This window comes from Mesorhizobium sp. GbtcB19, assembly GCF_019091085.1.
Classification (GTDB): Bacteria; Pseudomonadota; Alphaproteobacteria; order Rhizobiales; family Rhizobiaceae; genus Mesorhizobium.
In genome coordinates this window covers 106,268-131,233 of record NZ_JAGXJY010000010.1, presented here as the reverse complement: position 1 = coordinate 131,233, position 24,966 = coordinate 106,268, and the positions used below count along the sequence as shown (strand labels likewise).

Annotated in this window: 22 protein-coding genes and 1 pseudogene; 12 read left to right on the top strand and 11 right to left on the bottom strand. The window is 64.7% G+C overall.

Features of this window, described 5'->3' with window-relative positions; translation table 11 throughout:
* Positions 1-180 precede the first annotated feature (180 nt).
* Positions 181-3,294, bottom strand: a complete 3,114-nt coding sequence (uvrB, locus tag KVT37_RS18575) for an excinuclease ABC subunit UvrB (protein WP_217575682.1) — start codon at positions 3,292-3,294, stop codon at positions 181-183.
* A gap of 99 nt (positions 3,295-3,393) precedes the next feature.
* Positions 3,394-4,329 (bottom strand): LysR substrate-binding domain-containing protein, encoded by a 936-nt coding sequence (locus KVT37_RS18570; RefSeq protein ID WP_217575680.1) that lies wholly within the window; start codon positions 4,327-4,329, stop codon positions 3,394-3,396.
* Between the two features lie 104 nt (positions 4,330-4,433).
* Here KVT37_RS18570 and KVT37_RS18565 point away from each other — a divergent pair, with 104 nt between their 5' ends.
* Positions 4,434-5,657 carry a TauD/TfdA family dioxygenase gene (locus KVT37_RS18565; protein ID WP_217575678.1) on the top strand — a complete coding sequence of 408 codons (1,224 nt, stop codon included), beginning with the start codon at positions 4,434-4,436 and terminating at the stop codon, positions 5,655-5,657.
* A 226-nt stretch (positions 5,658-5,883) separates the two neighbouring features.
* Here KVT37_RS18565 and KVT37_RS18560 read toward each other — a convergent pair whose 3' ends face one another.
* Positions 5,884-7,137, bottom strand: a complete 1,254-nt coding sequence (locus tag KVT37_RS18560; RefSeq protein WP_217575676.1) for a hypothetical protein — start codon at positions 7,135-7,137, stop codon at positions 5,884-5,886.
* Between the two features lie 154 nt (positions 7,138-7,291).
* Between KVT37_RS18560 and KVT37_RS18555 the strand changes: the two genes are divergently transcribed.
* The gene (locus tag KVT37_RS18555; protein ID WP_217575673.1) at positions 7,292-8,335 is read left to right on the top strand and encodes a CapA family protein; all 1,044 of its coding nucleotides are present in this window, start codon (positions 7,292-7,294) and stop codon (positions 8,333-8,335) included.
* 80 nt (positions 8,336-8,415) lie between these two features.
* Positions 8,416-9,387 carry a DUF3137 domain-containing protein gene (locus KVT37_RS18550; RefSeq protein ID WP_217575671.1) on the top strand — a complete coding sequence of 324 codons (972 nt, stop codon included), beginning with the start codon at positions 8,416-8,418 and terminating at the stop codon, positions 9,385-9,387.
* A 4-nt stretch (positions 9,388-9,391) separates the two neighbouring features.
* Here KVT37_RS18550 and KVT37_RS18545 read toward each other — a convergent pair whose 3' ends face one another.
* Positions 9,392-9,874 (bottom strand): YegJ family protein, encoded by a 483-nt coding sequence (locus KVT37_RS18545; protein ID WP_217575669.1) that lies wholly within the window; start codon positions 9,872-9,874, stop codon positions 9,392-9,394.
* Positions 9,875-10,126: 252 nt separating this feature from the next.
* Here KVT37_RS18545 and KVT37_RS18540 point away from each other — a divergent pair, with 252 nt between their 5' ends.
* The gene (locus tag KVT37_RS18540; protein ID WP_254634111.1) at positions 10,127-10,747 is read left to right on the top strand and encodes a hypothetical protein; all 621 of its coding nucleotides are present in this window, start codon (positions 10,127-10,129) and stop codon (positions 10,745-10,747) included.
* A gap of 56 nt (positions 10,748-10,803) precedes the next feature.
* On the opposite strand, the gene KVT37_RS18535 is transcribed toward KVT37_RS18540, so the two are convergent.
* Positions 10,804-11,319, bottom strand: coding sequence for a hypothetical protein (locus KVT37_RS18535; protein ID WP_217575664.1), 516 nt, complete (start codon positions 11,317-11,319; stop codon positions 10,804-10,806).
* A 268-nt stretch (positions 11,320-11,587) separates the two neighbouring features.
* On the opposite strand from KVT37_RS18535, the gene KVT37_RS18530 reads away from it, so the two are divergent.
* Complete coding sequence (locus tag KVT37_RS18530; RefSeq protein ID WP_217575662.1) at positions 11,588-12,229, top strand: hypothetical protein; 642 nt, start codon at positions 11,588-11,590, stop codon at positions 12,227-12,229.
* Between the two features lie 786 nt (positions 12,230-13,015).
* Positions 13,016-13,954: a diacylglycerol kinase family protein gene (locus KVT37_RS18525; RefSeq protein ID WP_217575660.1), complete on the top strand. Its 939-nt coding sequence runs from the start codon at positions 13,016-13,018 to the stop codon at positions 13,952-13,954.
* Positions 13,955-14,029: 75 nt separating this feature from the next.
* On the opposite strand, the gene KVT37_RS18520 is transcribed toward KVT37_RS18525, so the two are convergent.
* From KVT37_RS18520 to KVT37_RS18510, 3 genes are read right to left on the bottom strand one after another with little or no spacing between them, the layout of a single operon-like run.
* Positions 14,030-14,944, bottom strand: coding sequence for an NAD(P)-dependent oxidoreductase (locus tag KVT37_RS18520; RefSeq protein WP_217575658.1), 915 nt, complete (start codon positions 14,942-14,944; stop codon positions 14,030-14,032).
* Positions 14,941-16,155: a mandelate racemase/muconate lactonizing enzyme family protein gene (locus KVT37_RS18515; RefSeq protein ID WP_217575656.1), complete on the bottom strand. Its 1,215-nt coding sequence runs from the start codon at positions 16,153-16,155 to the stop codon at positions 14,941-14,943. The genes KVT37_RS18520 and KVT37_RS18515 overlap by 4 nt, the downstream gene beginning before the upstream one ends.
* Positions 16,152-17,768 (bottom strand): GMC family oxidoreductase, encoded by a 1,617-nt coding sequence (locus KVT37_RS18510; protein ID WP_217575654.1) that lies wholly within the window; start codon positions 17,766-17,768, stop codon positions 16,152-16,154. Before KVT37_RS18510 ends, KVT37_RS18515 begins: the two co-directional genes overlap by 4 nt.
* 191 nt (positions 17,769-17,959) lie before the next feature.
* On the opposite strand from KVT37_RS18510, the gene KVT37_RS18505 reads away from it, so the two are divergent.
* Both KVT37_RS18505 and KVT37_RS18500 read left to right on the top strand, forming a co-directional pair.
* On the top strand, positions 17,960-18,355 hold the full coding sequence (locus tag KVT37_RS18505) for an acyl-CoA thioesterase (RefSeq protein WP_042646168.1): 396 nt from the start codon (positions 17,960-17,962) through the stop codon (positions 18,353-18,355).
* A gap of 116 nt (positions 18,356-18,471) precedes the next feature.
* Positions 18,472-18,675, top strand: coding sequence for a hypothetical protein (locus KVT37_RS18500; RefSeq protein WP_217575652.1), 204 nt, complete (start codon positions 18,472-18,474; stop codon positions 18,673-18,675).
* Between the two features lie 170 nt (positions 18,676-18,845).
* Here KVT37_RS18500 and KVT37_RS18495 read toward each other — a convergent pair whose 3' ends face one another.
* Entirely contained in the window at positions 18,846-19,214 is a 369-nt protein-coding gene (locus tag KVT37_RS18495) for a helix-turn-helix domain-containing protein (protein ID WP_217575650.1), read from the bottom strand.
* Positions 19,215-19,303: 89 nt separating this feature from the next.
* Here KVT37_RS18495 and KVT37_RS18490 point away from each other — a divergent pair, with 89 nt between their 5' ends.
* Positions 19,304-19,909 (top strand): NADPH-dependent FMN reductase, encoded by a 606-nt coding sequence (locus KVT37_RS18490; RefSeq protein WP_217575648.1) that lies wholly within the window; start codon positions 19,304-19,306, stop codon positions 19,907-19,909.
* A 49-nt stretch (positions 19,910-19,958) separates the two neighbouring features.
* On the opposite strand, the pseudogene KVT37_RS33485 reads toward KVT37_RS18490, so the two are convergent.
* Positions 19,959-20,087, bottom strand: a pseudogene (locus KVT37_RS33485) (transcriptional regulator); the annotation flags it as partial.
* A gap of 98 nt (positions 20,088-20,185) precedes the next feature.
* Here KVT37_RS33485 and KVT37_RS18485 point away from each other — a divergent pair.
* From KVT37_RS18485 to KVT37_RS18475, 3 genes are read left to right on the top strand one after another with little or no spacing between them, the layout of a single operon-like run.
* Positions 20,186-20,734 (top strand): helix-turn-helix domain-containing protein, encoded by a 549-nt coding sequence (locus KVT37_RS18485; protein ID WP_217575646.1) that lies wholly within the window; start codon positions 20,186-20,188, stop codon positions 20,732-20,734.
* A complete protein-coding gene (locus KVT37_RS18480; protein WP_217575645.1) occupies positions 20,731-21,825 on the top strand; it encodes an HlyD family secretion protein in 1,095 nt (364 codons plus the stop codon). Before KVT37_RS18485 ends, KVT37_RS18480 begins: the two co-directional genes overlap by 4 nt.
* A gap of 7 nt (positions 21,826-21,832) precedes the next feature.
* Positions 21,833-23,395: a DHA2 family efflux MFS transporter permease subunit gene (locus KVT37_RS18475; protein ID WP_217575643.1), complete on the top strand. Its 1,563-nt coding sequence runs from the start codon at positions 21,833-21,835 to the stop codon at positions 23,393-23,395.
* Positions 23,396-23,580: 185 nt separating this feature from the next.
* Here KVT37_RS18475 and KVT37_RS18470 read toward each other — a convergent pair whose 3' ends face one another.
* Positions 23,581-24,876 (bottom strand): glucoamylase family protein, encoded by a 1,296-nt coding sequence (locus KVT37_RS18470; protein ID WP_217575641.1) that lies wholly within the window; start codon positions 24,874-24,876, stop codon positions 23,581-23,583.
* Between the last annotated feature and the right edge of the window lie 90 nt (positions 24,877-24,966).

The following is a 24,966-nucleotide window of genomic DNA, read 5'->3' as shown; positions in this document are numbered from 1 at the left end:
TCCCTTCTCCCCTTGTGGGAGAAGGTGTCGCCGAAGGCGACGGATGAGGGGTGCTCCAGCTTGGCGTCGCCCGAGGAGACGGCAAGTTTGCTAGCCTCTCACTCCGCTGGAACACCCCTCATCCGTCTCGGCGCTGCACGCCGATCCACCTTCTCCCACAAGGGGAGAAGGAAGAAGGCGCTACTGTCCCGGCCGGCCCGTCTTGCCCGGCCGGCGTTTCTGGCGGCGTTCGTCAACCGGGTCCTCATAAGAGCCGATACCTGAGCGTTGGCGAACAATCGGTTTGTCGTCGCGTTCCTTCGCGCCCCGTTCGGTCTCGCCAGCTCCCGAGGTTGGCTGCGGCTTGGCCGGCATCTTGCCCTCGACCGGCTTTTCGGTGCGGCGCACCGTCATCTCGTCGAGCGAATTCTTGCGGAACAGCGGCTTGGTGCGGTCGCCGGGAATGCCGAAATCCGAGCCATGTGCTTCTGCCGCCGACTGCTTCTTGAACAGCGAGCGTGAGACCGCGCCCGCCGGCGTCGGCATGTCGGTGCCCGGGCCCATGTCGTCGATCGAGGGCTTGGCGAAGAGCGGCTTCTTCACCGGCACGGCGCCGTCAGCGCCCATCTCGTCGAGATGCGGCTTGCGGAAGAGGTTGGGCCGGGCAGCCTTGGCCGCCTCTTCGGCGGCGCGGGCTTCGTCGAGCTTGCGGAACCGCTCCTGTTCCTCGGCGGTACGATGTTTCGCAACGCCCTTGTTGTGCTTGCCCTTCTCGCGGCCCGAGGCGGGACTCTGGCTTTCCACCTCGCGCGCCAGCGGATCGTCGGAGATCGCAAGCTCCATCTCGCGCAGCCGCTTGATCTCGTCGCGGACGCGGGCCGCCTTCTCGAAGTCGAGATTGGCGGCGGCATCACGCATCTGCTTGTCCAGCGCCTCGAGGTGGGTTTTCAGATTGTTGCCGATCATCGCACCGGCATCGTCGGTGAACTGCGAGATGTCGGCGCGGACATGGTCCTTCTCGTAGACGGAATCGAGGATGTCGGCGATGCGCGACTTGACCGATTCCGGCGTGATGCCGTTGGCGGCGTTCCACTCCATCTGCTTCTCGCGGCGGCGGTTGGTCTCCGCCATCGCCCGTTCCATCGAGCCGGTGATCTGATCGGCATAGAGGATGACCTTGCCGTCGACGTTGCGGGCGGCGCGGCCGATGGTCTGGATCAGCGAGGTTTCGGAACGCAGGAAGCCTTCCTTGTCGGCGTCGAGGATGGCGACGAAGCCGCATTCGGGAATGTCGAGACCTTCGCGCAGCAGGTTGATGCCGACCAGCACGTCGAAGGCGCCGAGGCGCAAATCGCGCAGGATCTCGATGCGCTCCAGCGTGTCGATGTCGGAATGCATGTAGCGGACGCGGATTCCGTTCTCGTGCAGATATTCGGTGAGATCCTCGGCCATGCGCTTGGTCAGAACCGTGACCAGCGTGCGGTAGCCGGCCCGGGTCGTGTCGCGGATCTCGCCGACCACGTCATCGACCTGGCTCTTGGCCGGACGCACCTCGACCGGCGGGTCGATCAGGCCGGTCGGGCGGATGACCTGCTCGGCGAAGACGCCGCCGGACTGCTCCAGTTCCCAGCCGCCGGGCGTCGCCGAAACCGCGACGGAGAGCGGGCGCATGGCGTCCCATTCCTCGAAGCGCAGCGGCCGGTTGTCCATGCAGGAGGGCAGGCGGAAGCCGTATTCGGCCAGCGTCGCCTTGCGGCGGAAGTCGCCGCGATACATGCCGCCGATCTGCGGCACCGTGACATGGCTTTCGTCGATGAAGATCAGCGCATTGTCCGGCACATATTCGAACAAGGTGGGCGGCGGATCGCCGGGCTGACGTCCGGTGAGATAGCGCGAATAGTTCTCGATGCCGGCGCATGAGCCGGTCGCCTCCAGCATCTCCAGATCGAAGCGCGTGCGCTGCTCCAGCCGTTGCGCCTCCAGCAGGCGGCCAGCCTTTTCAAGCTCTTGCAGGCGATGCTTGAGCTCTTCCTTGATCGACTTGATGGCCTGATTCAAGGTCGGTCGCGGCGTCACATAGTGCGAGTTGGCGTAGATCTTGACGCTCTTCAATTCCCCGGTCTTCTGGCCGGTGAGCGGGTCGAACTCGGTGATCTGCTCGATCTCGTCGCCGAACATCGAGATGCGCCACGCCCGGTCTTCCAGGTGGGCCGGGAAGATCTCGATCGTGTCGCCGCGCACGCGAAACGAGCCGCGCACGAAGTTGATGTCCTGACGCTTGTATTGCTGGGCGACGAGGTCGGCGAGCAGGGAACGCTGGTCGAGCCGGTCGCCGACCTGCATCTGGAAGGTCATCGCAGTATAGGTCTCGACCGAGCCGATACCGTAGATACAGGACACCGAGGCGACGATGATGACGTCGTCGCGCTCCAGCAGCGAGCGCGTCGCCGAATGGCGCATGCGGTCGATCTGCTCGTTGATCGAGGATTCCTTCTCGATATAGGTGTCGGTGCGCGGGACGTAGGCTTCCGGCTGGTAATAGTCGTAGTAGGAGACGAAATACTCGACCGCGTTCTCGGGGAAGAATTTCTTGAACTCGGCATAGAGCTGCGCGGCCAGCGTCTTGTTGGGCGCCAGGATCAAGGCGGGGCGCTGCGTCTCCTCGATCACCTTGGCCATGGTGAAGGTCTTGCCCGAGCCGGTGACGCCGAGCAGCACCTGGGTGCGGTCGTTCTGGTCGACGCCTTCGACGAGGTCCTTGATGGCGGTCGGCTGGTCACCGGCCGGCTGGAAATCCGACACCATCTTGATGGCGATGCCGCCTTCCGACTTTTCCGGACGGGCCGGACGGTGCGGCGTCCAGAGCTGGCCGTCCTTGTGCAGCGGGTTGCCGGATTCGATCAGCGCCGACAGCGCGGCGACGGTCGCGGTGACGCCGCTCGATGAAACCGTCTCGGCGTCCTCAAGGCTGATGTCGAGGCCGGCGACCGGGTTGAGGCCGGCGGCGGCGCGCTCCTTGGCCGAGGCAGCGCCACCCATCGAGGTGCCGCGCGCCGTGCGTCCGGGCGCCGACGAGCGCTCGGGAATCTTCTTCGGGGCTTTCGCCTTCGGCTGCTTTTCCGCTTCGCGTTCGATCTGGCCGGCCCAATCGGCGATCGAGCCGGTCAGCGGCGCGCCGGTAAAATCGGCCTGCGGTGCCTCGGCGAAGCCGCCGGAATTCAGCGGCTCGGCGGCGTCGAGAAATTCGGTCAACGGACTGCGCCGCTTCGGCGCGCCATCTTGCGAAGGCGTCTTCTTGTCAGGATGTTTGGCCATGACCCGAATATGGGTGGACTCGGCCAAAATGGAAAGAGCCGAGTGAAACGGTCCCGTCCGCTGGCGGATGCTGCTGACAGAAGGCTGTCAGGAGTGGCGTCACGACACGGCGGATCGGAGGCCGTCCGCCTCCGCCCTGGCGACCGCGGCAAGCGCCATGGCGACGGCGGAAGCCCGACGGGCCTTCGGTCCATCAACCGGCCAGACCAGGCGGCGCTTGATGGTCAGCGCGGGAACATCGCGGGCGATCTCGACGAGCTGACCGGAGTCGAGATGCTGCCTCAGCACGAGTTCGCTGGCGAGCAGCGCGCCCATGCCGGAGACGGCGGCCTGCGCGGCCAGCACCGTCAAGGGGAACCGCGGTCCGTGGTCGATGTTCTTGCGCTTGCGGCCGGCGGCGGTGAACCAGTTTGCCCATGTGGGGTATACGTCATCGCCCATCGTCTGGTCGATATGGAGGAGGGGAAGGCGGTCGAGCATTTCGACGCCATCCCGGTCGGAGCGGTTCCGGATCAGCGTCGGAGCGCAGGCCGGGATCACCCTTTCGGTGAAGAGATCGGCCGATGCCAGATCCCTTGCCGAGCTGTAGCGGTAGCTGATGGCGAGGTCGATGCCTTCCTCCAGCATCGAATCCAGCGCGATCGACACGACGATGCGCACATCCAGTTTGCCGAGGGCTGCGCGGACATTGCCAAGGCGAGGCGCCAGCCAGAGCGAGGAGAAGGAAGGATCGGCAGCGATGGTGAACGTATCGGCGCGGCGCTCGAAACGCAGCCGCCGCAGCCCGGAGGCCAGCGCGTCGAAGCCACGGTCGATGTCAGGAAGAGCCGCCTCGGCGATGCGCGTAAGCACGATGCCGTTGCCCTCGCGCCGGACAAGCTTGACGCCGAGCCGATCCTCCAACTGCCGCAACTGATGGCCGACGGCGCCCGGCGTGACGCCGAGCTCCTCGGCGGCGCGCGTCAGGCCGCCGGTGCGCGCGGCGGCGGCTAGGGCACGCAGAGCCGAGAGCGGAAGGTCGCGAAGAAGCGTCATGGGTTGAGCTTACCTCAAAACTTGAGAAAGCAAACTCGTTTGCAGCAAGGGCCGTCACCGACCTAGCGTTGTTGAAGATAGCTCAATCCAGGAAAGCCATCGCCATGCTCGAAATGCAAACGCAGTCCGTCCCGGTCGATCGGGCTCTTGCGTCGCCGCGCTCGTTGCGGTCGATGCGCAACGAAGGGGCGCGCATCGCGGTGGAATTCGACGACGGCACTGCCGGCCGGCTGTCGATGCGCTGGCTGCGGCTCGTCTGCGAATGCGAGACATGCGGCGACACCGCTTCCGGAAAACGCTGGCTGGCGCCCGCCGACGTTCCCGCCGATGTCCGCGCGGCCTCGATCGAAATCTCGTCGCGCGAGACCATGGACGTGGTCTGGCAGGACGGCCATGTCTCGCGCTTTGCCGCAGGGTTTCTGGCTGCCCATGCCGGGCAGGCCGGCGACCGTGGCGCGCCACGCTTTCAGCCGGCGCTGTGGAACAGCGACCTGTCGGCTCGGCTCGGCTGCTTCGCCTTCGACGCGGTGGTCGAGGACGACGAGGCGCTGTTCCAGTCACTGCGCGCCTTGCGCGACCACGGCATCGCGATGCTGACCGGCGTCCCGGCCGAGCCGGAGGCGACGCTGCGTGTCGCAGGCCGCTACGGCCTGGTGCGCGAGACCAGCTACGGCAAGGTCTTTGACCTGATCTCGCGCCCGGACGCCAGGGTGGCAGGGGAGACGGCGCGCGCGCAGATCCCGCACACCGACGAGCCGTTCCGCTACTCGCCGCCGGGCTTCATCTTCTTCCATGCCATCAGGACCGGCGCCGGCAGCGGCGGCACGTCGCTGATGGTCGACGGCTTCCAGGTCGCCGCGCTGATGCGCAGGAACACGCCTCATTTGTTCGACCGGCTCTCGCGGCATGGCGTGACGTTCCACCGCGAGCATGCCGGCGAGGTGTTCTTCAGCGCCGAGGCGCATGTCATCAGCCTCGATGCGAGCGGGGCCGTCACCGGCATGCGTTTCAACGACCGCTGCCTGGCGCCGCAGGCAGGCGCCGTCGAGGAGATCGACGGTCTGATCGAGGCGCTTGCCGAGCTGACGCGGCTGATCTGCGACCCGGCGAACCAGTTCCAGCACCAATTGCAACCGGGCGAGGTGCTGGTGTTCGACAATCAGCGCGTCCTGCACGGCCGCACCGAATTCGATCCGACGCTGGCCGTCCGGCACCTCAGAAGCTGCAACCTCGACCGCGACGGCGTCCACAGCGCTTTTCGCACGCTGGCGCGGCGCTTCGCACCGGAGGAGGCCGAGGCGGTGCTTTACCAGGGCGCTATTTTCTGACGATAGTTATGGGTTGGCGCCAACCTCGAAGGTTCGGTTCCTCGCCCCCGCCAGAAGCGGGGGAGAGGTGTCCGCGAAGCGGACGGAGAGGGGGCTTCGTAAGGCGGAAGCCCTTCTCTTCGAAGCGCTTTCGCCGCCCGGACCGGCGCTCCCCTCTCCGTCTCGGCTTCGCCGAGCCACCTCTCCCCCATTTCATGGGGGCGAGGAACCCAAGCTCTTTCAGGCCTCAATTGAACCAGAGCGCAAAGGTGAGGAACCCGGCGCCGCCGAACTCGCGCTGGATCTGGTTGAAATCGTCGCTGGCGAGGATCCTGCCGCTTTCGAGATAGGGCGCGATGCCGGGGCCGGTGATCGACAGCACGAGGTCGAAGGGTTTCGGCTCGTCGAAGAAGCGCTTCATGTTGATGCCCTTGCCGGCGATGCGGAAATGCGGCAGCAGCACGCGGCCTTCGAGAAGGTCCTCGGCCATGGTCAGCGTGGCGAGCCAGGCCGTCACCTGCTCCTGGCCGACTTCCAGGCCGGTGAGGGGATTGGCGCCTTTCTGCTGCGGTCCCGGCAGCCATTCACGGTCATTGTCGGTTTCCGCCAGGATCGCTTTCCAGTCCTCGCGCGACAACCGGATCATTTCCAGCAGATGGCGGCGCGCGGCCTGCCGGCGCTCCGGCTCGACCACCGGCCAGTTGACGAGATGCACCAGCGAGACGAAGTCGGCGAAGCGCCATTCGGAGGCGAAGATGCTGCCGCTCATGCCGCCATCCGGCGGCACCAGCGCATCCTGCAGGGGCAGTTTGGCGCGCGGGAACAGCATGTGGAAGGAGCCGTCGAACATGGCCCTGAAATCATGCGCCAGCCAGAAGTCGGCCTGCGCCATCAGAAACTCGGCATAACCTTGCAGCCAGAAACCGTCGGCGCGGTCAAATCGGAAGGTCAGCGAAGGCGCGGTGTTGCTGGTGTCGATGCTGCCGTGGGCGAGCGAGGCCATGATCGCGGCGATGCTTTCGTCGGGCGCCAGCTTTCCATCCTCGTTGAGGTCGATGCCGACGCGGGTGAGGTCGACCACCATGCCGATATCGGCATCGTTCGGCACCGAGCCCAGCGTTGCGGCGGATTTTTCCAGCCGGTCGCGAAAGGCGACCAGCATGGCGCGGAATTCTTCGTAAGTCAGCGGTTGCGGGTTGGGATTGTCCGGAACCGGCAACTGCATCAGCGGCAGCATGAAGGATTTCGGGCTTTCGAAACCGTGGCGATGCAGCCCGCCGGCGAGCAGTTCCAGGGCGGTGAAGAATTCGCCGGCGCCGGCGGCGTAGGCCGATGCCGGGTCCTTGGCCGCTGCTGACTCCAGCGTCGACAGCGCCGTGTTGCGATCAGTTACACTCCTGGCCTCGAACATCGCCTTGGCTGCTTCCGGCATCTCCGCCCGGGCGAAGGACGCCGGCAGGAATGCAAACAAGGCTGCTGCAAGGATCGCTCTACGCACCATAATCATCGCCTTCCACTGCGTCATGTTGCGAGCATACACGCATTTGGCGCAAGGCGTCCTCCAGCCGTGCCGATCAGCGAGCATGCTTTCGCAATGGCGCCCGGCTTCAACCGGCCGGGCGGACAGTCTACAGAGGGCGAAACTGGACGTGCCCGTGTCGAACTATCCGCTTTCCTACAAGCTGTCCTGGCTGCCGCGCCTGCTGAAACCGTCGCTTGGCGGCGACAGAGGCGGTTTCGCGGCGCCGGCCGCGACGTTGATCGATCCGCCGCCGATGCGGACGGTGCGGCTGGCGTTCGTCGGCGATATTTCGGCGGTCGCCAATCGCGATGCGCCGGAATGCGATCCGGCGATCGCCGCGCTGCTCTCCTCCGCCGACCTCGTGGTCGGTAATTGCGAAAGCCCGATCGTCGAGCGGCCGCGCGCCGTGATGGGCACGTGGCTCGGTACGCACCACGCGATGAGCGAGCGTTTTCTGGCGGACGCGCTTGCTGCTGTCGGCATCGCGCGCGACAGGCTCGTGCTGTCCCTGGCCAACAACCATGTGCTCGACCAGGGGATTGCCGGTTTCGAGGAGACGGTCGCGACGCTGAACCGGCTCGGGATTCGCGCCATAGGCACGGTTGCAGGCGGACCGGTCCAGCGTCATGCCGCCGGATCGCTGACCATCGGCTTTGCTGCCTTCACGCTCTGGCGCAACACCGCTGCCGCGCCGTTTGAAGAACGCATCGCGACACGCGCCGCCCAATGGCCGCACGGCGTTGCTTCCGGCATCGACCTTATCTGCGCAGTACCGCATTGGGATTGGGAATTCCGGCATTTTCCGAGGCCGGCGACACGCGCGTTGGCGAAGCGGCTGGCGGATCTTGGCGTCCGGCTGATCGCCGGGCATCACGCCCATGTCGTGCAGCCAATCGAGCGGATCGGCGACAGCCTCATCGCCTATGGTCTGGGCGATTTCCTCGGCACTGCCCTTGCCAGACTGCCATGGCCGGCGCGCATCGGGTCGATATTCGTCGTCGATGTCAGCGCCGATCCCGCCACGCGCGGTGCCATCGCCGCCTACAAGATGCATTTCTTCATGCGGCTGCGAGCTGGTCGCCATGAGCGACTGGTGCCGGTGGAGTCGCTGGATGGCACGCTCAAGCAGCGCGTTGCGACGCGGCTGGAGGCGGTTTTCCCGGTTTCGGGGAACTAGCGCCGATTGCAGCTGGCGCAGGCGACTTTCGCGCCGAAACCGTTATCATCGCCACATCTCAGCGGCGGCCGGGGGTAACGATGGAAGCAGCGGATTTCATGCCGAGCGAAGCGGTCATCGCCGGCATCAGGCGCGACATCGAGGCCTATGAGGCAGAACGGGCCTCGGCCCAGAGACAGGTGCGCTGGCGGGTGCCTGTGTTCGTCGGCCTCGTCGTCGTCTTCGTTGCGCTCGTGGCCTGGCTGTTCAACGCTGCCGCCGATCCTCACGAACAATGGCTCTCGACACCGCATGTCTTCCTCTATCTTGGCGGGATGGTGGCCGCGGTATTCCTCTATTTCCAGGCGCTGCGGCCGGCGACACGGCTGCAGCAATCCTTCCGCGATACGCTGCTGCCGATGATCTTCGGCTTCGTGCGCGACGTGCGCTACCAACACGGCGTGCGGCCGAATTCCTTCGACAGGATGCCGCGCGAAACGGTCGGGGCTTTCAACCGCCAGAGCTTCGACGACATCGTTTCGGGACGCTACGAGGATTTCCCGTTCGAGCTTTACGAGGCGAAGCTCTGGGAAGGCTCGGGCAAGAGCGAGACGGTTGCCTTCAAGGGCGTCATCGTCGCCTTCGAGACCATCGAGCCGTTCCCGGGAACGCTGGTGGCAGCGCGCAAGGCCGGCAAGGTGACGCACTTCTTCCGCGGCATGTTCGCCTCGAAGATGCAGGAGCTGTCATCCGGCGTCGAGGAACTGGATGCCACCTATGAGTTCCGCACCGACAATGTCGAGGCGGCGCGGCCGTTGGTGACCGGCCGGATGGCGCAGGCGCTGACGTGGCTGCGCGAGACATGGCCCTACGACCAGGCCAGAGTGGCGCTCAGCGGCAGCGACGGCTTTCTGTTGATGCCGCGGTCGAAGAACTTCTTCGAGCTTCCGGATATTGCGCAGCCGATCGACTACAACATGCATGTCGCGCCGATGATCACCGATCTCGGCGCCATGCTGGCGACGGCGGCGCTGGTGCGCAAGATCGGGGCGAGGGACGAAGCGGCTGAATAAATGCTCAACAGTCGAAGCCATATGCGGCGCGCACATGGTCTGCCTCTTCCTTCGACATCTTCTTGAACATCACGCAGACGGTGAAGCTGCCGACCTGATGGCCGTCCCTGGTGTAGCCCCAATCGGAAATGTCATCCCTTGTGAATTCGATATTCTGGCCCAGGACGACATTGTGAACGAGTTCCGGTTCGTTGGCCAATATGCCGACGAAGCCCGTGGCGGTCCGCTTGAACGGGATGACCCAGAAGTGCTCCCTCGCGTCTCCGTCGACGATCATCACCTTCAGCTTGTACTTATCGGTTCCCGGCGGCGGAGCGTCGGACAATGCCAGGAATTCATCCAGGCTGAACCGCGCCTTCGCGATCGCGGCCGCCATCTCGGCGTCATCGGAGCCGATCATCACCGTCTTGTCGTCGCCTTGCGCCTGGGCATGTAAGGGAGTGAGCGCCAGCAAAAGGCACAATGCGATACGAACGGCGAAAGTCATGAATGCCCCCCAAGGCTATTGATTTCCTGCCCATTATCCTCCCGCAATGTGTCGGCTTTATCAATCGCAGCCGCAGTTTGCGCCGCCGCCAACGTTAGGCGCCAAGGATCAGGCTGATCGGTTGGCGCCGGCCTTTCAACATCCGGCTCCAAATGGCGCATGCCAGTTGTCATCGGGCAATGATAAGGGAAGGAATGGGCTTCGGCTGCCGACGCAAGGCCATCGAATGCGCGGAGAGGACGGGACATGCGAATGAGATTGGCGGCCGCGGCATTCGCCGCGATCATGCTTTGCGCCGGGCTTGCCCGCGCCGATGACCCGAAGGCGTTCAAGCTGACGATCGACGGTGTGACGGTCGACATCGATCCGGGCGAGGATGTCGATGTGAGTTTGCCCGGCGGCAAGACCAGCAAGGTGCGGATCGACCACAACGATTTCGCCACCTTCTCGGGCGGCACGTTTTCCTTCGTCCATCCAAGCAGCAACTCGGTCACCAAGACCGATCTCGGCGACGGCATCGCCCAGTATCTCATGGCTTCGGCGCTCGGTACCCTCGTCGTGGTGCAGAAATACGACAAGATGAATCCCGTCTCCCTCAACCAGTTGATGCTGCAGGAGATGACCAGGGAAACGATCCAGGCGGGCGGACAGCTGACGCAGGCGCCGACAACCCGCAAGCTTGCCGACGGCAAGGAGCTGAGCGGACTGAAGGCCACGGTGAAGACGCGCACCGACAGCGCGGATTTCGAGATCGTCGGCTTCGGCACCGCCGATCAGGGGCTGCTGTTCATCACGCGCATCGGCGATCAGGACAATGCCACGGAACAGCCGCTGATCGACAAGTTCTGGGACACGCTGAAGATCAAGCTGTGAGGCGCGTCGATTCAGGCCAGGCCGGCCTGACCTGAATCGACGCGCCTTGGATTGGCTTACAGACCGGTCAGACCGGCCAGCCAGCTTGCCGAGCGCTTGGCCGCGTCCACTGTCGCGCCGGCGGCGCGGCTGAGGTCGGTCTTGACCACCGCATAGCCGGCCTTGGTGCGGTAAAGCACGGCGCGGCCGCCATCGACCGACCCGTCGAAGGCAACCGGCTTGGCGGCTTCCGTTTCGCTGGCCGTCACCGTTGCGCCGACCGGAGCGCTCGGGCGGTGGTCGAGTTCGGGCGGCAGCGGGGCGATGGTTTCGACGACGCGGTTCGTGGGCTTCAGATCCGGCTTGGAAGCCTTTGCTGCAAGCTCCGAGGACGAGGCCGAGCCCTTGACGCGGCAGATGCCGGAAACCAGCGGATAGTTGAAATTGCGCTGGTGCAACATCTGGCTCTTCATCGCCGCTTCGCAGTCGGCGATCGTCGCCCATTTGGCCGGCGTCTCACCGATATATTCGCACAGCTTGGCGTCGCAGTCGCAGCCGACAATGGTCATGGCGACAAGGGCGGTCTTGATCACGGTCTTGTCCCTTCGAGATGCTCCCTGGCATTCGGCTCCTCCATCGCGCGCGAACAAGGCGGGATTTTGGCCCCGTTCGCAAAACCGGCACGGCCGAGCGTTTTGCGATGGGCCATCGCGGCCGCGAACGTCCCCGGTGTCAAAGACATGGCAGCAGCGCGGGATGGCTTGAAATATTTGAGCCTGGACGGCACTGCGCCAACTGTTTTTCCGACCGTTTTTCTTCTACGATACTGTTGGGGTCATGTGAAAATGATGGAGGGGTTACATGGGAAGAATTGTCCGTACCGCGCAGCCTGCAGTTCCAGTATTGCGCGGACGCCTCGAGTCCACGGTGGGTCGGGGTAACCTGCAAGCAGAGGCGGTTCAGGAGAACTTGCCGGCAGACGCCGGGGATGGCGAAGCGAAAAAGGGTGACGGTTATCTGGAACGGGTGGCGAAATACGTGCCGGCCGAAATCGTGGCGTTCTTCGTCTTCGTCAACTCCATTCTCGATAATGCGGTCGACGAACCGGTCGCCAAGGCATTGACGAAAGCATTGGACGAAAAATCCACCGATGTTCCCGGCGCGATGCGGGCAGCCATCGACGGCGTCAAAATGGCCGGTTTCAGCGTCTGGATTGTTTCATGGATCGTGTTCGTCATCGCGCTGGCCATGACGCCGCTCTACCTCAAATCGATCAGCGATGCCGCCGACCAGGCGGAGGCGCCGGGCGCCAACATCGTCATGTCGATGCTTGCCTTTCCGTTCTGGGCCTACGCGGTCGACGCGGTGGCGTTCAGGCCCTGGCATGATGGCGCGCTGGCCAGCATCATGCTGGCGATCTTCACGGTGATCAGCGGCGCCGTGCGTCCGGAATATCTAAGTGGTCTGTTCAAGCGCAAGCCGGCCGTCGCGCCGAAAAAGTAGGACGACGAGCGCACGCGGCTCGAAACTCCCCGACCGCAGCATCGCTTCAGGCGGTACAGATGCGCGCCAATTTGGCGCCGGCCTTGGCCAGCCCGGAAAGCCGCCCCCCAAAAGACAGTCGGCGCTGGGATTTCTCCCAGCGCCTCCCTGTCAGATCAGAACCGGTTAAGGCAGCAACTTCCGTAAAGTCGTCGCGCCAGGCCAGCCTTGATTTTGACGGTCCTGCCAGTCACCACCAGAGGGCAGCGCCCGTTCCAGACCACGCCGATCTCCACCCTTGCGGGCTTCGCCCAGCGTGCCATCGAAGGTTTTTCCCGGCCTTCATGGCAGCATCGGTCCGCCGTCGGCGTTGGCACGCTTTCCGCGGCACCCGTAGGTCTCGGCATCCGTCCCTCCAACAGGCGAACCTGCTTTCGTTCCGGGCCGTACGGGCCTCAGGAAATCCGCCTTGCGCTTTTGCCTTTCGGCTGGGGCGTTCAGTGGCCGCCTGAGATGGGTTGAATGTACGCCGGGTAAGCGGTTCGGGGAATGCCCGCAGCCCTGTGGATAGCGGGATTATCGGGGACCACCGGCAAAAGCCTCGGAATCTTTCGGCCCGACCGCTTAGACAGCCTGCCCGCTTTTTTGGCGACCCTGGATATCGAAGCCTTGCCCCGCCGCCCGGTCCGCGTTTCAATGCCGGCAAAAGAAGTTTGGGCCGGCAGAAGACTTTGGCCCGGTAAAGGACTTTGGGCGCCAGCGCGGACTCTGCCGCGCTTTGCGCGACTTGCCTCGGGGGAGGTCAGCTTGAAGGTCGGGGTGGTTCTCAATCCGATAGCCGGCGGCGGCAAGCTCAAGCGGCATTGGGCGGAGATCGCCGGATCGATCAGGAAGCATTTCGGCGATTTCGACCTGCGCGAGACGCAGACCAGCGGCGACGCCGAGCGGCTGGCGATCGACCTCGCGGCCGGCGGTTGCGACCTGGTGATCGCGGCGGGCGGCGACGGCACCGCCAGCGAGGTCGCCGACGGGCTGCTGCAGGCACAGTATGAGACAGGCCGCGAAAGCGCGCTTGGGCTTCTGCCCTGCGGCACCGGCATCGACTTTGCGCGCGGGCTTGGGCTGCCGCGCGACATCGACGCCGCGTTGAAGCGGATCGCCGATGCCGAGGGCCGGAAGATCGATGCCGGCCGCATCTGCTACATCGACGACCATGGCGCGCTGGCCAGCCGCCACTTCATCAATATCGCCAGCCTCGGCCTGTCCGGCGCGACCGATCGCGCCGTCAATGCCGACAAGCGCAAGGGCAGGGTCTCGGCCAAGGCGCTGTTCTTCTGGCGCACGGTTCTGGAGTTCGTTCGCTACCGCTTCCAGGATGTGCGGATCACCATCGACGACGGCGAGCCGGTCGAGGCGCGCATGGCGCTGGTGGCGGTGGCCAATGGCAAATTCTTCGGCGGCGGCATGATGATCGCGCCGGACGCCGAGCTCGCCGACGGCCAGTTCGACATCGTCATCGTGCGCGCCGCAGGCAAGCTCGGCCTGATAAGGGACATCCGCCTGCTCTATGGCGGCCGGCATCGCAACCATCCGGCGATCACCATCCTGCGCGGGCGCAAGGTGCTGGTCGAGCCGCTGGGCGACGTCGAGAAGAACGGCGCGCTGGTAGACATAGACGGCGAGTCGCCGGGGCGGATCCCTGCGACGTTCGAGATCCTGCCGGGCGCGCTGACGCTGAGAGGTTGAATCAACTGGCTGAGTGCCTGATTCAACCGGTGCGGTCAGGTGGTTGAAACGGCTGGCTAAATTTTTGCCGGATTACTATTCGAGCTTGGCCGGGAAGCCCGGCGCGCGGAGCTCCGTCCCGACCTCATCCTCCAAAAGCTTGACGATCTTGGTCGACCAGGCATCGCCGCCATATTCCTGTCTGCCGACCTGGAAAATCTCATTGACGAGTGGTGCCAGCTGGAGCGGCACGCGGGAATCCCTGGCCATGGCCAATGCGAAGCCGAGATCCTTCAGCGCCAGATCCATGGTGAAGCCGATGTCGTAAGAGCCGTTCAGGATGAGCTGGCTTTCGGTCTCGTGGACGAAGCTGTTGCCGGACGAGGCGACGATGGCGTGATAGGCTTGGGCGAGGTCGAGCCCGCCCTGATCGGCGAGCATCAGCGCCTCGCCGGCGGCGACCAGATGGATGAAGGCCAGCATGTTGGTGATGACCTTGATCACCGCCGCCGAGCCGACCGGCCCCATCAGAAACGACTTCGCGCACATCGCCTCGATCGCCTGGCGGTGCCGCTCATAGAGGGCGGCATCGCCGCCAACCAGCGCGGTTATCTTTCCCGCCGCGGCCAGATGGACGCCGCCGGTGACTGGGCATTCCAGTGTCTCGATGCCTTTTCTCGACGCAAGCCCGGCAAGCCGTAAAATCTCGTCGCGGCCGTTGGTCGACATTTCGATCCAGGTGCCGCCGGCGGGCAGGCCCTGGAGCAATCCGTCGGGACCGGCCAGCACCGCCTCGCTGACCTTGGGCGAGGGCAGGCAGGTGATCGCATTGCCGGCGCGGGCGGCGGCCTCCGCCGGGCTGGCAGCCGCCGTGGCGCCGAGCGCCACGAGGCGCTCGACCGCCGCCGGGTCGCGGTCGACGACGGTGATCGCAAAACCGTTGCGCAGCAGGCTGGCGGCAAGGTTGCCGCCCAGGTGGCCGAGGCCGATGAAGGCGTAAGCGAGGGTCACGGCATCAACGGCGTCTGCATCATCTGCAGATGCAGATCCTTGCCGCTATAGGGATGCGCGTCGCAGACCGCCTCGTTGAGCTCGACGCCGAGGCCGGGCTCCTTCGACGGGATGACGTTGCCGTCCTGCCATTCGATCTTCTTCTTGAGCAGCGTGGCGTGAAAACCGTCCCACTGCTTCAGCGATTCCAGGATGAGGAAGTTGGGCAGCGTCACCGCAAGCTGGATGTTGGCGGCGCCGACGATCGGGCCGCAATAGCAGTGCGGCGCGACCTGGATGTGGTAGGCCTCGGCCATGGCGGCAATCTTCTTGGTTTCGAGGATGCCGCCGGAGCGGCCGAGATCCGGCTGCAGGATGGTCGCGGCGCGGTTCTCGATGACGCGGGCGAACTCGAACTTCGTCGTCAGCCGCTCGCCGGTGGCGATCGGGATCGACGTGCCGCGGGCAACCTGCGCCATCACCTCGGGCATATCCGGCGGCACCGGCTCCTCGAACCACAGCGGATCGTAAGGCTCGATGGCGCGCGCCAGGCGCAGCGCGCCCGAGGCGGTGAACTGGCCGTGCGTGCCGAACAGGATGTCGGCGCGGCTGCCGACCGCCTCGCGGATCGCCTTGATCATGCTGGCGGAAACCTCGATGTCGAGCAGCCGCGGCTGGTGGCCGTCAAAGGCCGTATAAGGACCGGCCGGGTCGAGCTTCACGGCATTGAAACCCTGCTCGACATATTCGAGCGCGCAGGCGGCGGCGAGGTCGGGATCGTTGTAGACATTTCTGCCGCTCGGCGCGTCCTCGGAATGGACGCTGCCGGTATGCGGGTAGAGGTAGGTGTAGGAGCGCAGCGTCTCGTGCACCTGGCCGCCAAGCAGCTTGTAGACCGGCTTGCCGGCCTCCTTGCCGATGATGTCCCAGCAGGCCATTTCCAGCGCCGAGAAGCAGCCCATGCCGGAGACATCAGGGCGCTGGGTGAAGCCGGAGGAATAGGCGCGGCGGAAGAAGTTTTCGATGTCGTGCGGATCGCGGCCGACCAGATAACGCTCGGCCATGTCCTCGATCATCCTGGCGGTGACATGGGCCGAGAAGGTGGCGTTATAGGCCTCGCCATAGCCGACCACGCCGCCATCGGTGGTGAGCTTGACGAAGATGAAATACTTGCCGCCGATGCCGGGCGGCGGGTTGCCGACAACCCAGGTTTTGACGTCGGTGATTTTCATTTGTGATCCTCCAGAACCAGGTCGGCGCCTTTCCATCCGGTCAGGATCGAGGCGGCGTTGGTGTTGCCCGTGATGTTGTCGGGGAAAATCGAAGCGTCGATGACGCGCAAGGCTTCCAGTCCGTGCACCTTCAGCCGCGGGTCGACGACGGCGCGCGACGCGTCAGGTCCCATGCGGCAGGTCGAGACCGGGTGATAGACCGTGCCCGAGCGCTTCCTGAAGTCCTGGATGAGGTCGGCGTCCGACTGGATCGACGGTCCAGGCAGCACCTCTTCCTCGATGATCTCGGCCATGGCCGGCATCGCGGCGATCTTGCGCACGAACTTCACCGCCGCCAGCATCTCGTCGACATCGGCATTGGTCGAATAGGCGTTGGCCGTGATCCTCGGGTAGGCACGCGGATCCTTCGAGCGGATCATGATCTCGCCGCGGCTCGAGGGGCGGCAATTGGAGAGGCCGATGGAGAAACCTGGCCAGGGATCGGGTGTCAGGATCGGCCGCTCGCCGCTTTTTGGAATGACGGTCGAGAAGGCCTGGAAATAGAGCTGCATGTTCGGCCGCGTCATCGAGGCGTCGGTGCGGAAAAAGCCGCCGGCATTGTTCATCGACAGCGACAGTGGACCCGAACGTGTCAGTATATACTGCATGCCAACCAGGAGCTTGCCCCACCAGGGCCGCAGGGTCTGGTTGAGCGTGGGCACCTTGCCTTTAAAGGTGTAGTTGATGCCGACATGGTCCTGCAGATTGGCGCCGACATTGTCGTTGGCATGAATCACAGGGATGCCGAGATCGCCAAGCAGTGCCGACGGCCCGACGCCGGACAGCTGCAGCAATTGCGGCGAGTTGATCGAGCCGCCCGAAAGGATCACCTCGCGGCCGGCGCGGACCGTTTTCTTCTCACCATTCTGCTCATACTCGACGCCGACGGCGCGCTTGCCCTCGAACAGGATTTTTGTCGCCAGCGCGTTGGTCTCGACATGGACGTTGCCGCGTTTCATCGCCGGCCGGAGGAAGGCGCGGGCGGCCGACATGCGACGTCCGTTCCTGGTCGTGATCTGGTAGACGCCAACGCCTTCCTGGGAGGCGCCGTTGAAGTCGGCGTTAAACGGCAGGCCAGCCTGCTGGGCAGCCGCCAGATAGCGCTTGGTCAGCGGGTGCACCGCGTTCGAGCAGTCGGTGACGTGCAGAGGGCCGCCGACGCCGCGCCACCGGTCGGCGCCCGCCGCATTGTCTTCCATCGCCTTGAAGGAAGGCAGGAGGTCGTCATAGGCCCAGCCGGGATTGCCGGCGGCGGCCCAGGCGTCGAAATCCTCGCGCGCGCCGCGGATGAAGACCATGGCGTTGATCGAACTCGAGCCGCCGAGCAACTTGCCGCGCGGCCAATGATCGGCATTGCCGGCGAGGCCAGGATCGGGCTCGGCCTTGTAGTTCCAGTTGACGGCCGGGTCGAAGAAGGTCTTGCCGTAGCCGAGCGGCATCTGGACGTAGAAGCGCCGGTCGGTCCCGCCGGCCTCCAGCACCAGCACCGAGAAGCGGCCGGAAGCCGACAATTTGTCGGCAACGACAGAGCCGGCCGAGCCGGAGCCGACGATAATGAAATCATAAGTCTGCATGATGGGCGGGCGCGCTCCGAAATTCGCTGCCTAGCCTAGACATTGCCGGTTCAGGTCGTCGCCGGGCCTTCCGGCATGGCTTGTGAAAAAAGCGACCGCTGCGGGGGCGTAGTTTTCGCTTTCAGCAGAGCTTGCGACATCGCAACCGCATTGGTACGGGTTCAGGAAAGCAGCGGCTGAAGGACTTCCCCATGGTGCATTACGCGGACGGCAAGCCGCTTGGCGATCTCACCTTGAGGACGCTCGCCATGCCCTCCGACGCCAATGCCGCCGGCGACATCTTCGGCGGCTGGGTGATGGCGCAGATGGACCTTGCCTGCGGCATCCGCGCCGCCGAGCGCGCCAAGGGCCGGGTGGTCACCGCCGCGGTCAAGGAGATGTCTTTTGCCAAGCCGATGAAGATCGGCGACACGCTCTGCATCTACACCCATGTCGAGCGCGTCGGCCGCACCTCGATGGTGCTTAAGGTCGAGGCCTGGGCGCAGCGCTACCTTTCCGACCTGATGGAAAAGGTCACCCATGCCGATTTCGTCATGGTGGCGCTCGACGGCGAGGGCAAGCCGAAGCCGGTTCCGGCCGAGAGCTGACCGGTCCCGATTCTCCCAAATCTGCGTTCTGTAACAACGCTGGCGCGCGAGATGCGCTTCGCGACATCGAATGGTTGCCTTCGCCGCCCAGTCTGCGGGTGCGGGGAGGGAAGACAATGCGTCAACATATGCTGAACGGGTGGCTCGTGGCAGCCCTCGTCGCCCTGGTCTGCCTGCTTGGCATAACGGCCTATATGGAGGTCCGGAAAGACCTTCCGCGCGTCGCGTGCCTGCGAGGTCTCAAGGCGGTCGACAAGAAGGCTGCGCAGCCGGAGAACTGCTCGACGGCATGCTGCGGCAGCACCGCTTCAAGCGCCTGATCGGTGGTCGGCTAAAGACAGTCGCCCTTGTCGAGGCGGTCGCGCGGCGACGCCAGCGAGACCAGCTGTGAGGCCGCAGCGGATCTGATCAAAGCCGGAAGGTGCGACATGGCCGGCGCAGAGCCGCACGGTTCATCCAATGGTTCAGAAACCTTTGAACTACAAGGGTTTCAGGCCTGCAGGCCATCGAATCTGGCGCGCGCTTCCTGCACCCGATTGGTGTTCTTGCGCGCCCATTCGCCGAGCGCGCCGACGGGCACGAGCAGCTCATGGCCGAGCTCGGTCAGCTCGTAATCCACACGCGGCGGAATGGTCGGAAAGACCTTCCGCGTGACGAAACCATCGCGCTCCAGACCGCGCAAGGTGGTGGTCAGCATCTTCTGCGAAATGCCGCCGACGGCGGCGCGCAATTCATTGAACCGCATCGCTCCGCCGCCGAGCTTGCCGACGACGAGCACGGTCCATTTGTCGCCGACCCGTTGCAGGATTTCCGACACGGCTCGACAGTCCTCGGTGTTGTGCGGGTGCCTCAGTAACAAAAACGTGCCTCCTTGCGCGCCGATTTGTCAGTATCACATATAGCGCCGGTATCCAAACGATACCAGAAATCCCCCAAGGAGAGCCCCTTATGTCCAAGCCCAAAATCGCCATTGTCGTCGGTTCGACGCGCGCCGCCCGCTTCGCCGACGTCCCGACGCAGTGGATTGCCAAGATCGCCAAGTCGCACGCCGACATCGATGTCGAGATCGTCGACCTGCGCGACTGGCCGCTGCCCTTCTTCGACGAGGTCGCATCCTCCGCCTGGGCGCCGTCGCAGAACGAAGTGGCGCAGCGCTGGCAGAAGAAGGTCGCCGAGTTCGACGGCTTCATCTTCACCGCCGCCGAGTATAATCACGCCCCGACCGGTGTCTTGAAGAACGCCATCGACTACGCCGCCAACGAATGGAACAAGAAGCCCGCCGGCTTTGTCGGCTATGGCTCGGTCGGCGGCGCGCGCGCGGTCGAACAGCTCCGCCTGATCGCCGTCGAGCTGCAGATGGCTCCGGTCAAGTCGGCCGTGCATATCGCCTGGGGCGATTTCCTGGCTGTGCGCCAGGGCGAAAAGAAGCTCGAAGACCTCGAGCATCTGAACCAGGCTGCGTCCGCGCTGGTCAACGACGTCGCCTGGTGGGCCAAGGTGCTCAAGGCCGCCCGCGCCGCCGACGCGATCGCCAGCGAAGCCCAGGCCGCCTGAGCCACGACAGACATCATCCTCCCGAAGGGCGGCGCTTGCGCCGCCCTTTTTAATTTGCGGGAGCCTTAGTGGCTTGTCTTGGCCTGATGATGCCATCGGCAAGATGCGCCTGTTCGTCCAACTCGTCGGCGTAGTGCTGTCCCCATCGGCAAAGCGCCAGAAGGATAGGCTCACGACTTCGTGTCGGCCGGTCCTTAGTGTCCCGTCGCATAGTGACTTGCATAATGCAACCAACTCAGCTATTTGTGACTTGCATATTGAAAGTGAGTCACGAAGATGGTTGCCAGGACGAGCTTCGAAACGCGCCCGTGCCCTATCGCGCGCAGCCTCGACGAGGTCGGCGAATGGTGGAGCATCCTGTTGCTGCGCGACGCCTTTCAGGGCCTCACGCGCTTCGACCAGTTCCAGAAGAGCCTCGATATCGCGCCCAACATCCTGACGCGGCGGCTGAACAGCCTGGTCGAGCGCGGTTTGTTCGAAAAGCGCGCCTACTGCGAGCGGCCGCTTCGCCATGGATATGTGCTGACCGCCAAGGCCCGCGATTTCCGGCCGGTGCTGCTCACCCTTCTTGCCTGGGGCAACCGGCATCTGGCGCCCGAAGGCCCGAGCCTGGTCGTGGTCGACAAGGCGGACGGGCGCTGGGCCGAGCCGGTCCTGGTCGACCGGGAGACCGGCAGGGAGCTGGACGGCGGCGGCTTCGCCATAGCGACCGCCCCGATGGCCACCGACCGAATGCGGCAGCGCTACCGTTTCAGCACCGAAGGTTCGGGCCTTCCGCTGGTCGAGAATAGCGATGGCGGCCAGGAAGAGGCGCGAAGAAGATGAACAAGGCTCTTTCCCCGGCCGAATTGCAGAGCACGGTCGTTGATCTTCCGAAACCAGCCAGGAAGCGGCGCAAGCCGCTGCTGCTCGGCGCCGCGCTGGTCGCGATCGCTGGCGCCGGTTGGTATGGCTTCGAGTGGTGGCAGGCCAACCGCTTCCTGGTGACGACGGACGACGCCTATGTCGGCGGCAATGTCACGCCGCTGGCGCCGCGCGTCGCCGGACATATCGACCAGGTGCTGGTCGAGGACAACCAGCATGTCGCCGCCGGCCAGCCCGTCATCCGCATCGACGACAGGCCGTTCAAGGCGGCGCTGGAACGCGCGCAGGCATCGGTTGAGCAGAAGCAGTCGGCGCTCGACAATCTGCGTGCCCAGGTGTCGCTGCAGAACTCGCTGATCGAGCAGGCCAAGGCTGATCTTGAGGCCAAGAGCGCCGCCGCACTCTTCACCGCCCAGGACGCCAAGCGCTACGCGGTGCTTGCCAGCGCCAGGACCGGCTCGCAGCAGGATGCCCAAAAGAGCGCCGCCGCCGACGGCCAGGCGCAGGCATCCGTCACGGCCGCGCGGGCAGCGCTTGCGGCGTCGAGACAGCAGCTCGACGTCTTCAACACTCAGATTTCGGAAGCGACGGCGGAAGTCGCGGCCGCCAAGGCGGATCTCGATACGGCGGAGCTCGATCTGGGCTTCACGGAAATCCGCTCGCCGATCGACGGCATCGTCGGCAACAGGCTGGCGCAGGTCGGCACCTATGTTTCGCCGGGCAGCTACCTCTTGACCATCGTTCCGGCCTCGGGCCTCTGGGTCGACGCCAATTTCAAGGAAGACCAGCTGCGCGCCATGGCCGATGGCCAGGCCGCCACGGTCTATGCCGATGTCGCTCCCGACCGGCCGCTCAAGGGCCACGTCACCAGCCTGGGGCCGGCGACGGGGGCGATCTTCAGCGTCATCCCGCCGCAGAATGCGACCGGCAATTTCACCAAGATCGTGCAGCGGGTGCCGGTCAGGATCACCATCGACGCCGACCAGGCGGGCAAGGTCGCGCTGCGGCCGGGCCTGTCGACGGTGGTCACGGTCGATACCGGATCGCACTGAGGGCGCCATGTCAGCGCCGGCCGCCCCGCAATCCTTCCTCGCCAGCATCCTGCCGTTCATGGTGATGTGCGTGGGGATGTTCATCGCGCTGCTCGACATCCAGATCGTCGCCTCCTCGCTGCAGGATATCGGCGGCGGCCTGTCGGCCGCACAGGACCAGATCGGCTGGGTCCAGACCTCCTACCTGGTGGCGGAGATCATCGTCATCCCGCTGTCGGGCTGGCTCACCCGCGTCTTTTCGACCAGATGGCTCTTCACCATCTCGGCGGCCGGCTTCACGCTTGCCAGCATGCTTTGCGGTTTTGCCTGGAACATCGAAAGCATGATCGTGTTTCGGGCGCTGCAGGGGCTGCTCGGCGCGTCGATGATCCCGACGGTGTTCACTTCGTCCTTCCACTATTTCCAGGGTCCAAGGCGCGTCTATGCCGCCGCCGTCGTCGGCAGCATCGCCTCGATCGCGCCGACGCTCGGCCCCGTCATCGGCGGCTGGATCACCGACACGCTGAACTGGCACTGGCTGTTCTACGTCAATGTCGTCCCCGGGGTGGTCATCACCATCCTCGTTGCGCTTCTGGTCAAGATCGACAAAGCCGATCCGTCACTGCTGAAGGGCGCGGATTATATCGGCATGGCGCTGATGGCGGTCAGCCTCGGCACGGCGGAATACGTGCTCGAGGAGGGCTCGCGCTGGAACTGGTTCGACGACGCGACGATCCGCAACGGCGCCGTCGTCGCCGTGATCACGCTCATTCTGTTCGTCATCCGCAGCCTGACCTATGCGCAGCCGGTGGTCGACTTCCGCGCTTTCGGCAACCGAAATTTCGCCATCGGCTGCTTCCTGTCCTTCATCACCGGCATCGGCATCTTCGCCACGATTTATCTGACGCCGCTGTTCCTCGGCTATGTGCGCGGCTACAACGCGCTTGAAACGGGGCTGGCGGTATTTTCCACCGGCGTCGCCTCGATGGTGGGCGTTCCGGTCTACATCTTCCTCGCCAAGCGCTTCGACACGCGCTGGCTGATGATGTTCGGGCTGGCCTCCTTCGGCGCGTCGATGTGGAGTTTTTCCGCCATCACCAGCCAGTGGGGCTCGGCCGAGCTGCTCATCCCGCAACTGTTCCGCGGCTTCCCGCAGGTCTTTGCCGTGGCGCCTAGCGTCAATCTCGGTCTCGGCAGCCTGCCGCCGGAACGGCTGAAATATGCCAGCGGCCTGTTCAACACCATGCGCAATCTCGGTGGCGCGGTCGGCATCGCCATTTGCGGCGCGATCCTCAACAACCGCACCAACTTCCATTTCCTGACGATCGCTTCGCATCTGACGCCGCAGAACGTGGCAGCCATGCACCTCGTCGACAACGTGGCGCGACGCTACGGACAATTGCCTGGCGCCATCGACGACGGCCACGCCGCGGCGCTGAAGCAGCTCTGGCAGCTCACCTATCGCGAGGCCTCGACCATGGCCTATGCCGATGCGTTCCTGGTCATCATGGTTGCCTTCGTCATCGCGACCGCGCTGGTTCCGTTCCTGCGCAACGTGACGCCCAAGGCGCCGCCACCGGACGCGCATTGAGCAGACCCGAAGCGACAGCAAGTGACTTCGGCGGGATCTACCACTTCACGCTGAAGCCGACCGAGCCGCCGAAGGAACGGCTGTCCGAAATCCTCGAGGCTGGCGCGCGCCAGAAACTGGCCATGGACGGAATAGCGGTCGTCGGCCCAGCTCAGCGAGCCACCAAAGCGCGCGCCGGCTCGCTCCTACAGCCAGCCGCCCGAAAATCCGGCCCGCCGCAGGCCTGTGGTGATGGCCGGCACACCGCGCAGCAGCCGCCACGGGAAATCCGACCGGTAATTCTCGATCATCAGCGCGATCGGCCCCTGGTTGATGCCGACATGGTCCGGCGAGACCCAGCCGCAGGGCCGGCCGCCGGCGTCGGCGATCGTCGGATTGAAGCTCGCGGTGAAGCCGTAGGGATTGCCGTCATGCAGGTCGATCTCGTGGAAGTAGCGCAGCGTCGGCAGCACGATCTCCGGCGCAAAGGGCAGTGAGGCGATCGCCGCCCAGGGCGACAGCGTGCCGTCGTCGGGGCCGAAAGGCGCGCCGCGGGCCAGGTAGGTGAAGAAGCGGCGCCCGCCGGCCTGGCTCGGTTGCAGGCCCGGTCCGTCACTGGCGGTGATGCCCCAGCAATTCTCGCCATAGCCGGTAAAACCCTTCGGATTGCGGATGGCATAGTCGCGCTGGAGAAAGGTCGCCTGGCGGCTGTTTTCGAAATAGTCGCTGCCGACATTGCGCATGAAGGCGTCGCGAATGCCGCGAAAATCGATCCAGATATGTGAGAACTGATGGATGAAGAGCGGGCCGGCATAGATCAGCTCCAGGCCATAGATCTTCTTCCATTTGTAGCTCGACAGCCAGGCGGCGTAGCTCTCGGGCGGCAGCGGAAAAGTCGGCGAGCCGAGGCCCAGCATGTAAAGGATCAGCGCCTCGTCATAGCCTTCCCAGCGGTAGCGCAGGAAGCCTTTTTCGGGCCGCCAGCCATGGGTGACGTTGGCGCCGCCATTCTGCGCCCAGCGCCAGTCGGTGCGGTGGTAGAGCGCGTCGGCAAGCTGGCGGATTTCCGCCTCGAACTCGTCGTCGGCATCGAAATAGGCGCCGGCGGTCAGCACGCCGGCAAGCAGAAGCGCGGTGTCGATGGTGGACAATTCGCAGTTCCAGACGCGGCGTCCGGTCCGCATGTCCAGGAAATGGTAGTAGAAGCCCTTGTAACCGGTGGCGTCGGGCTCCGGCCCTTGCGGCGCATTCCAGAAGAAGCGAAGCGTGGCGAGCGTCCGCTCGACCGCGGCGGCGCGCGTCATGAAACCGCGCTCGACGCCGACCGGATAAGACGACAGAGCGAGGCCAACGGCGGCTATGCTGGCGGGCGACGCCGCGGTGTTGCGGTCGGCGACCAGGCCGTTGACCGGATTCGCCTCTTTCAGAAAATAGTCGAAGGACAGACGCTGGATGTCAGAGAGAAGCTCGTCGTTCAGCGCGTGGTCGCTCGATGCATCCATGGTTGCCGATATAGACGCTTTTGCAGCGCTTCGAAGCTTTGAGGCAGTCAATCATAAGTGAGGAAAGCGAAGCTTGACGACGGCGTCAAC

Excerpts from the sequence above, each read along its gene's own strand:
- KVT37_RS18500 (WP_217575652.1), top strand. The coding sequence starts at position 18,472 with ATGCGTCAACATATGCTGAACGGGTGGCTCGTGGCAGCCCTCGTCGCC.
- KVT37_RS18550 (WP_217575671.1), top strand. The coding sequence starts at position 8,416 with ATGGAAGCAGCGGATTTCATGCCGAGCGAAGCGGTCATCGCCGGCATC.
- KVT37_RS18480 (WP_217575645.1), top strand. The coding sequence starts at position 20,731 with ATGAACAAGGCTCTTTCCCCGGCCGAATTGCAGAGCACGGTCGTTGAT.
- KVT37_RS18505 (WP_042646168.1), top strand. The coding sequence starts at position 17,960 with ATGGTGCATTACGCGGACGGCAAGCCGCTTGGCGATCTCACCTTGAGG.
- KVT37_RS18475 (WP_217575643.1), top strand. The coding sequence starts at position 21,833 with ATGTCAGCGCCGGCCGCCCCGCAATCCTTCCTCGCCAGCATCCTGCCG.
- KVT37_RS18540 (WP_254634111.1), top strand. The coding sequence starts at position 10,127 with ATGAGATTGGCGGCCGCGGCATTCGCCGCGATCATGCTTTGCGCCGGG.
- KVT37_RS18545 (WP_217575669.1), bottom strand. The coding sequence starts at position 9,874 with ATGACTTTCGCCGTTCGTATCGCATTGTGCCTTTTGCTGGCGCTCACT.
- KVT37_RS18490 (WP_217575648.1), top strand. The coding sequence starts at position 19,304 with ATGTCCAAGCCCAAAATCGCCATTGTCGTCGGTTCGACGCGCGCCGCC.
- KVT37_RS18470 (WP_217575641.1), bottom strand. The coding sequence starts at position 24,876 with ATGGATGCATCGAGCGACCACGCGCTGAACGACGAGCTTCTCTCTGAC.
- KVT37_RS18485 (WP_217575646.1), top strand. The coding sequence starts at position 20,186 with ATGGTTGCCAGGACGAGCTTCGAAACGCGCCCGTGCCCTATCGCGCGC.
- KVT37_RS18530 (WP_217575662.1), top strand. The coding sequence starts at position 11,588 with ATGGGAAGAATTGTCCGTACCGCGCAGCCTGCAGTTCCAGTATTGCGC.
- KVT37_RS18560 (WP_217575676.1), bottom strand. The coding sequence starts at position 7,137 with ATGGTGCGTAGAGCGATCCTTGCAGCAGCCTTGTTTGCATTCCTGCCG.
- KVT37_RS18515 (WP_217575656.1), bottom strand. The coding sequence starts at position 16,155 with ATGAAAATCACCGACGTCAAAACCTGGGTTGTCGGCAACCCGCCGCCC.
- KVT37_RS18510 (WP_217575654.1), bottom strand. The coding sequence starts at position 17,768 with ATGCAGACTTATGATTTCATTATCGTCGGCTCCGGCTCGGCCGGCTCT.
- KVT37_RS18565 (WP_217575678.1), top strand. The coding sequence starts at position 4,434 with ATGCTCGAAATGCAAACGCAGTCCGTCCCGGTCGATCGGGCTCTTGCG.
- uvrB (WP_217575682.1), bottom strand. The coding sequence starts at position 3,294 with ATGGCCAAACATCCTGACAAGAAGACGCCTTCGCAAGATGGCGCGCCG.
- KVT37_RS18570 (WP_217575680.1), bottom strand. The coding sequence starts at position 4,329 with ATGACGCTTCTTCGCGACCTTCCGCTCTCGGCTCTGCGTGCCCTAGCC.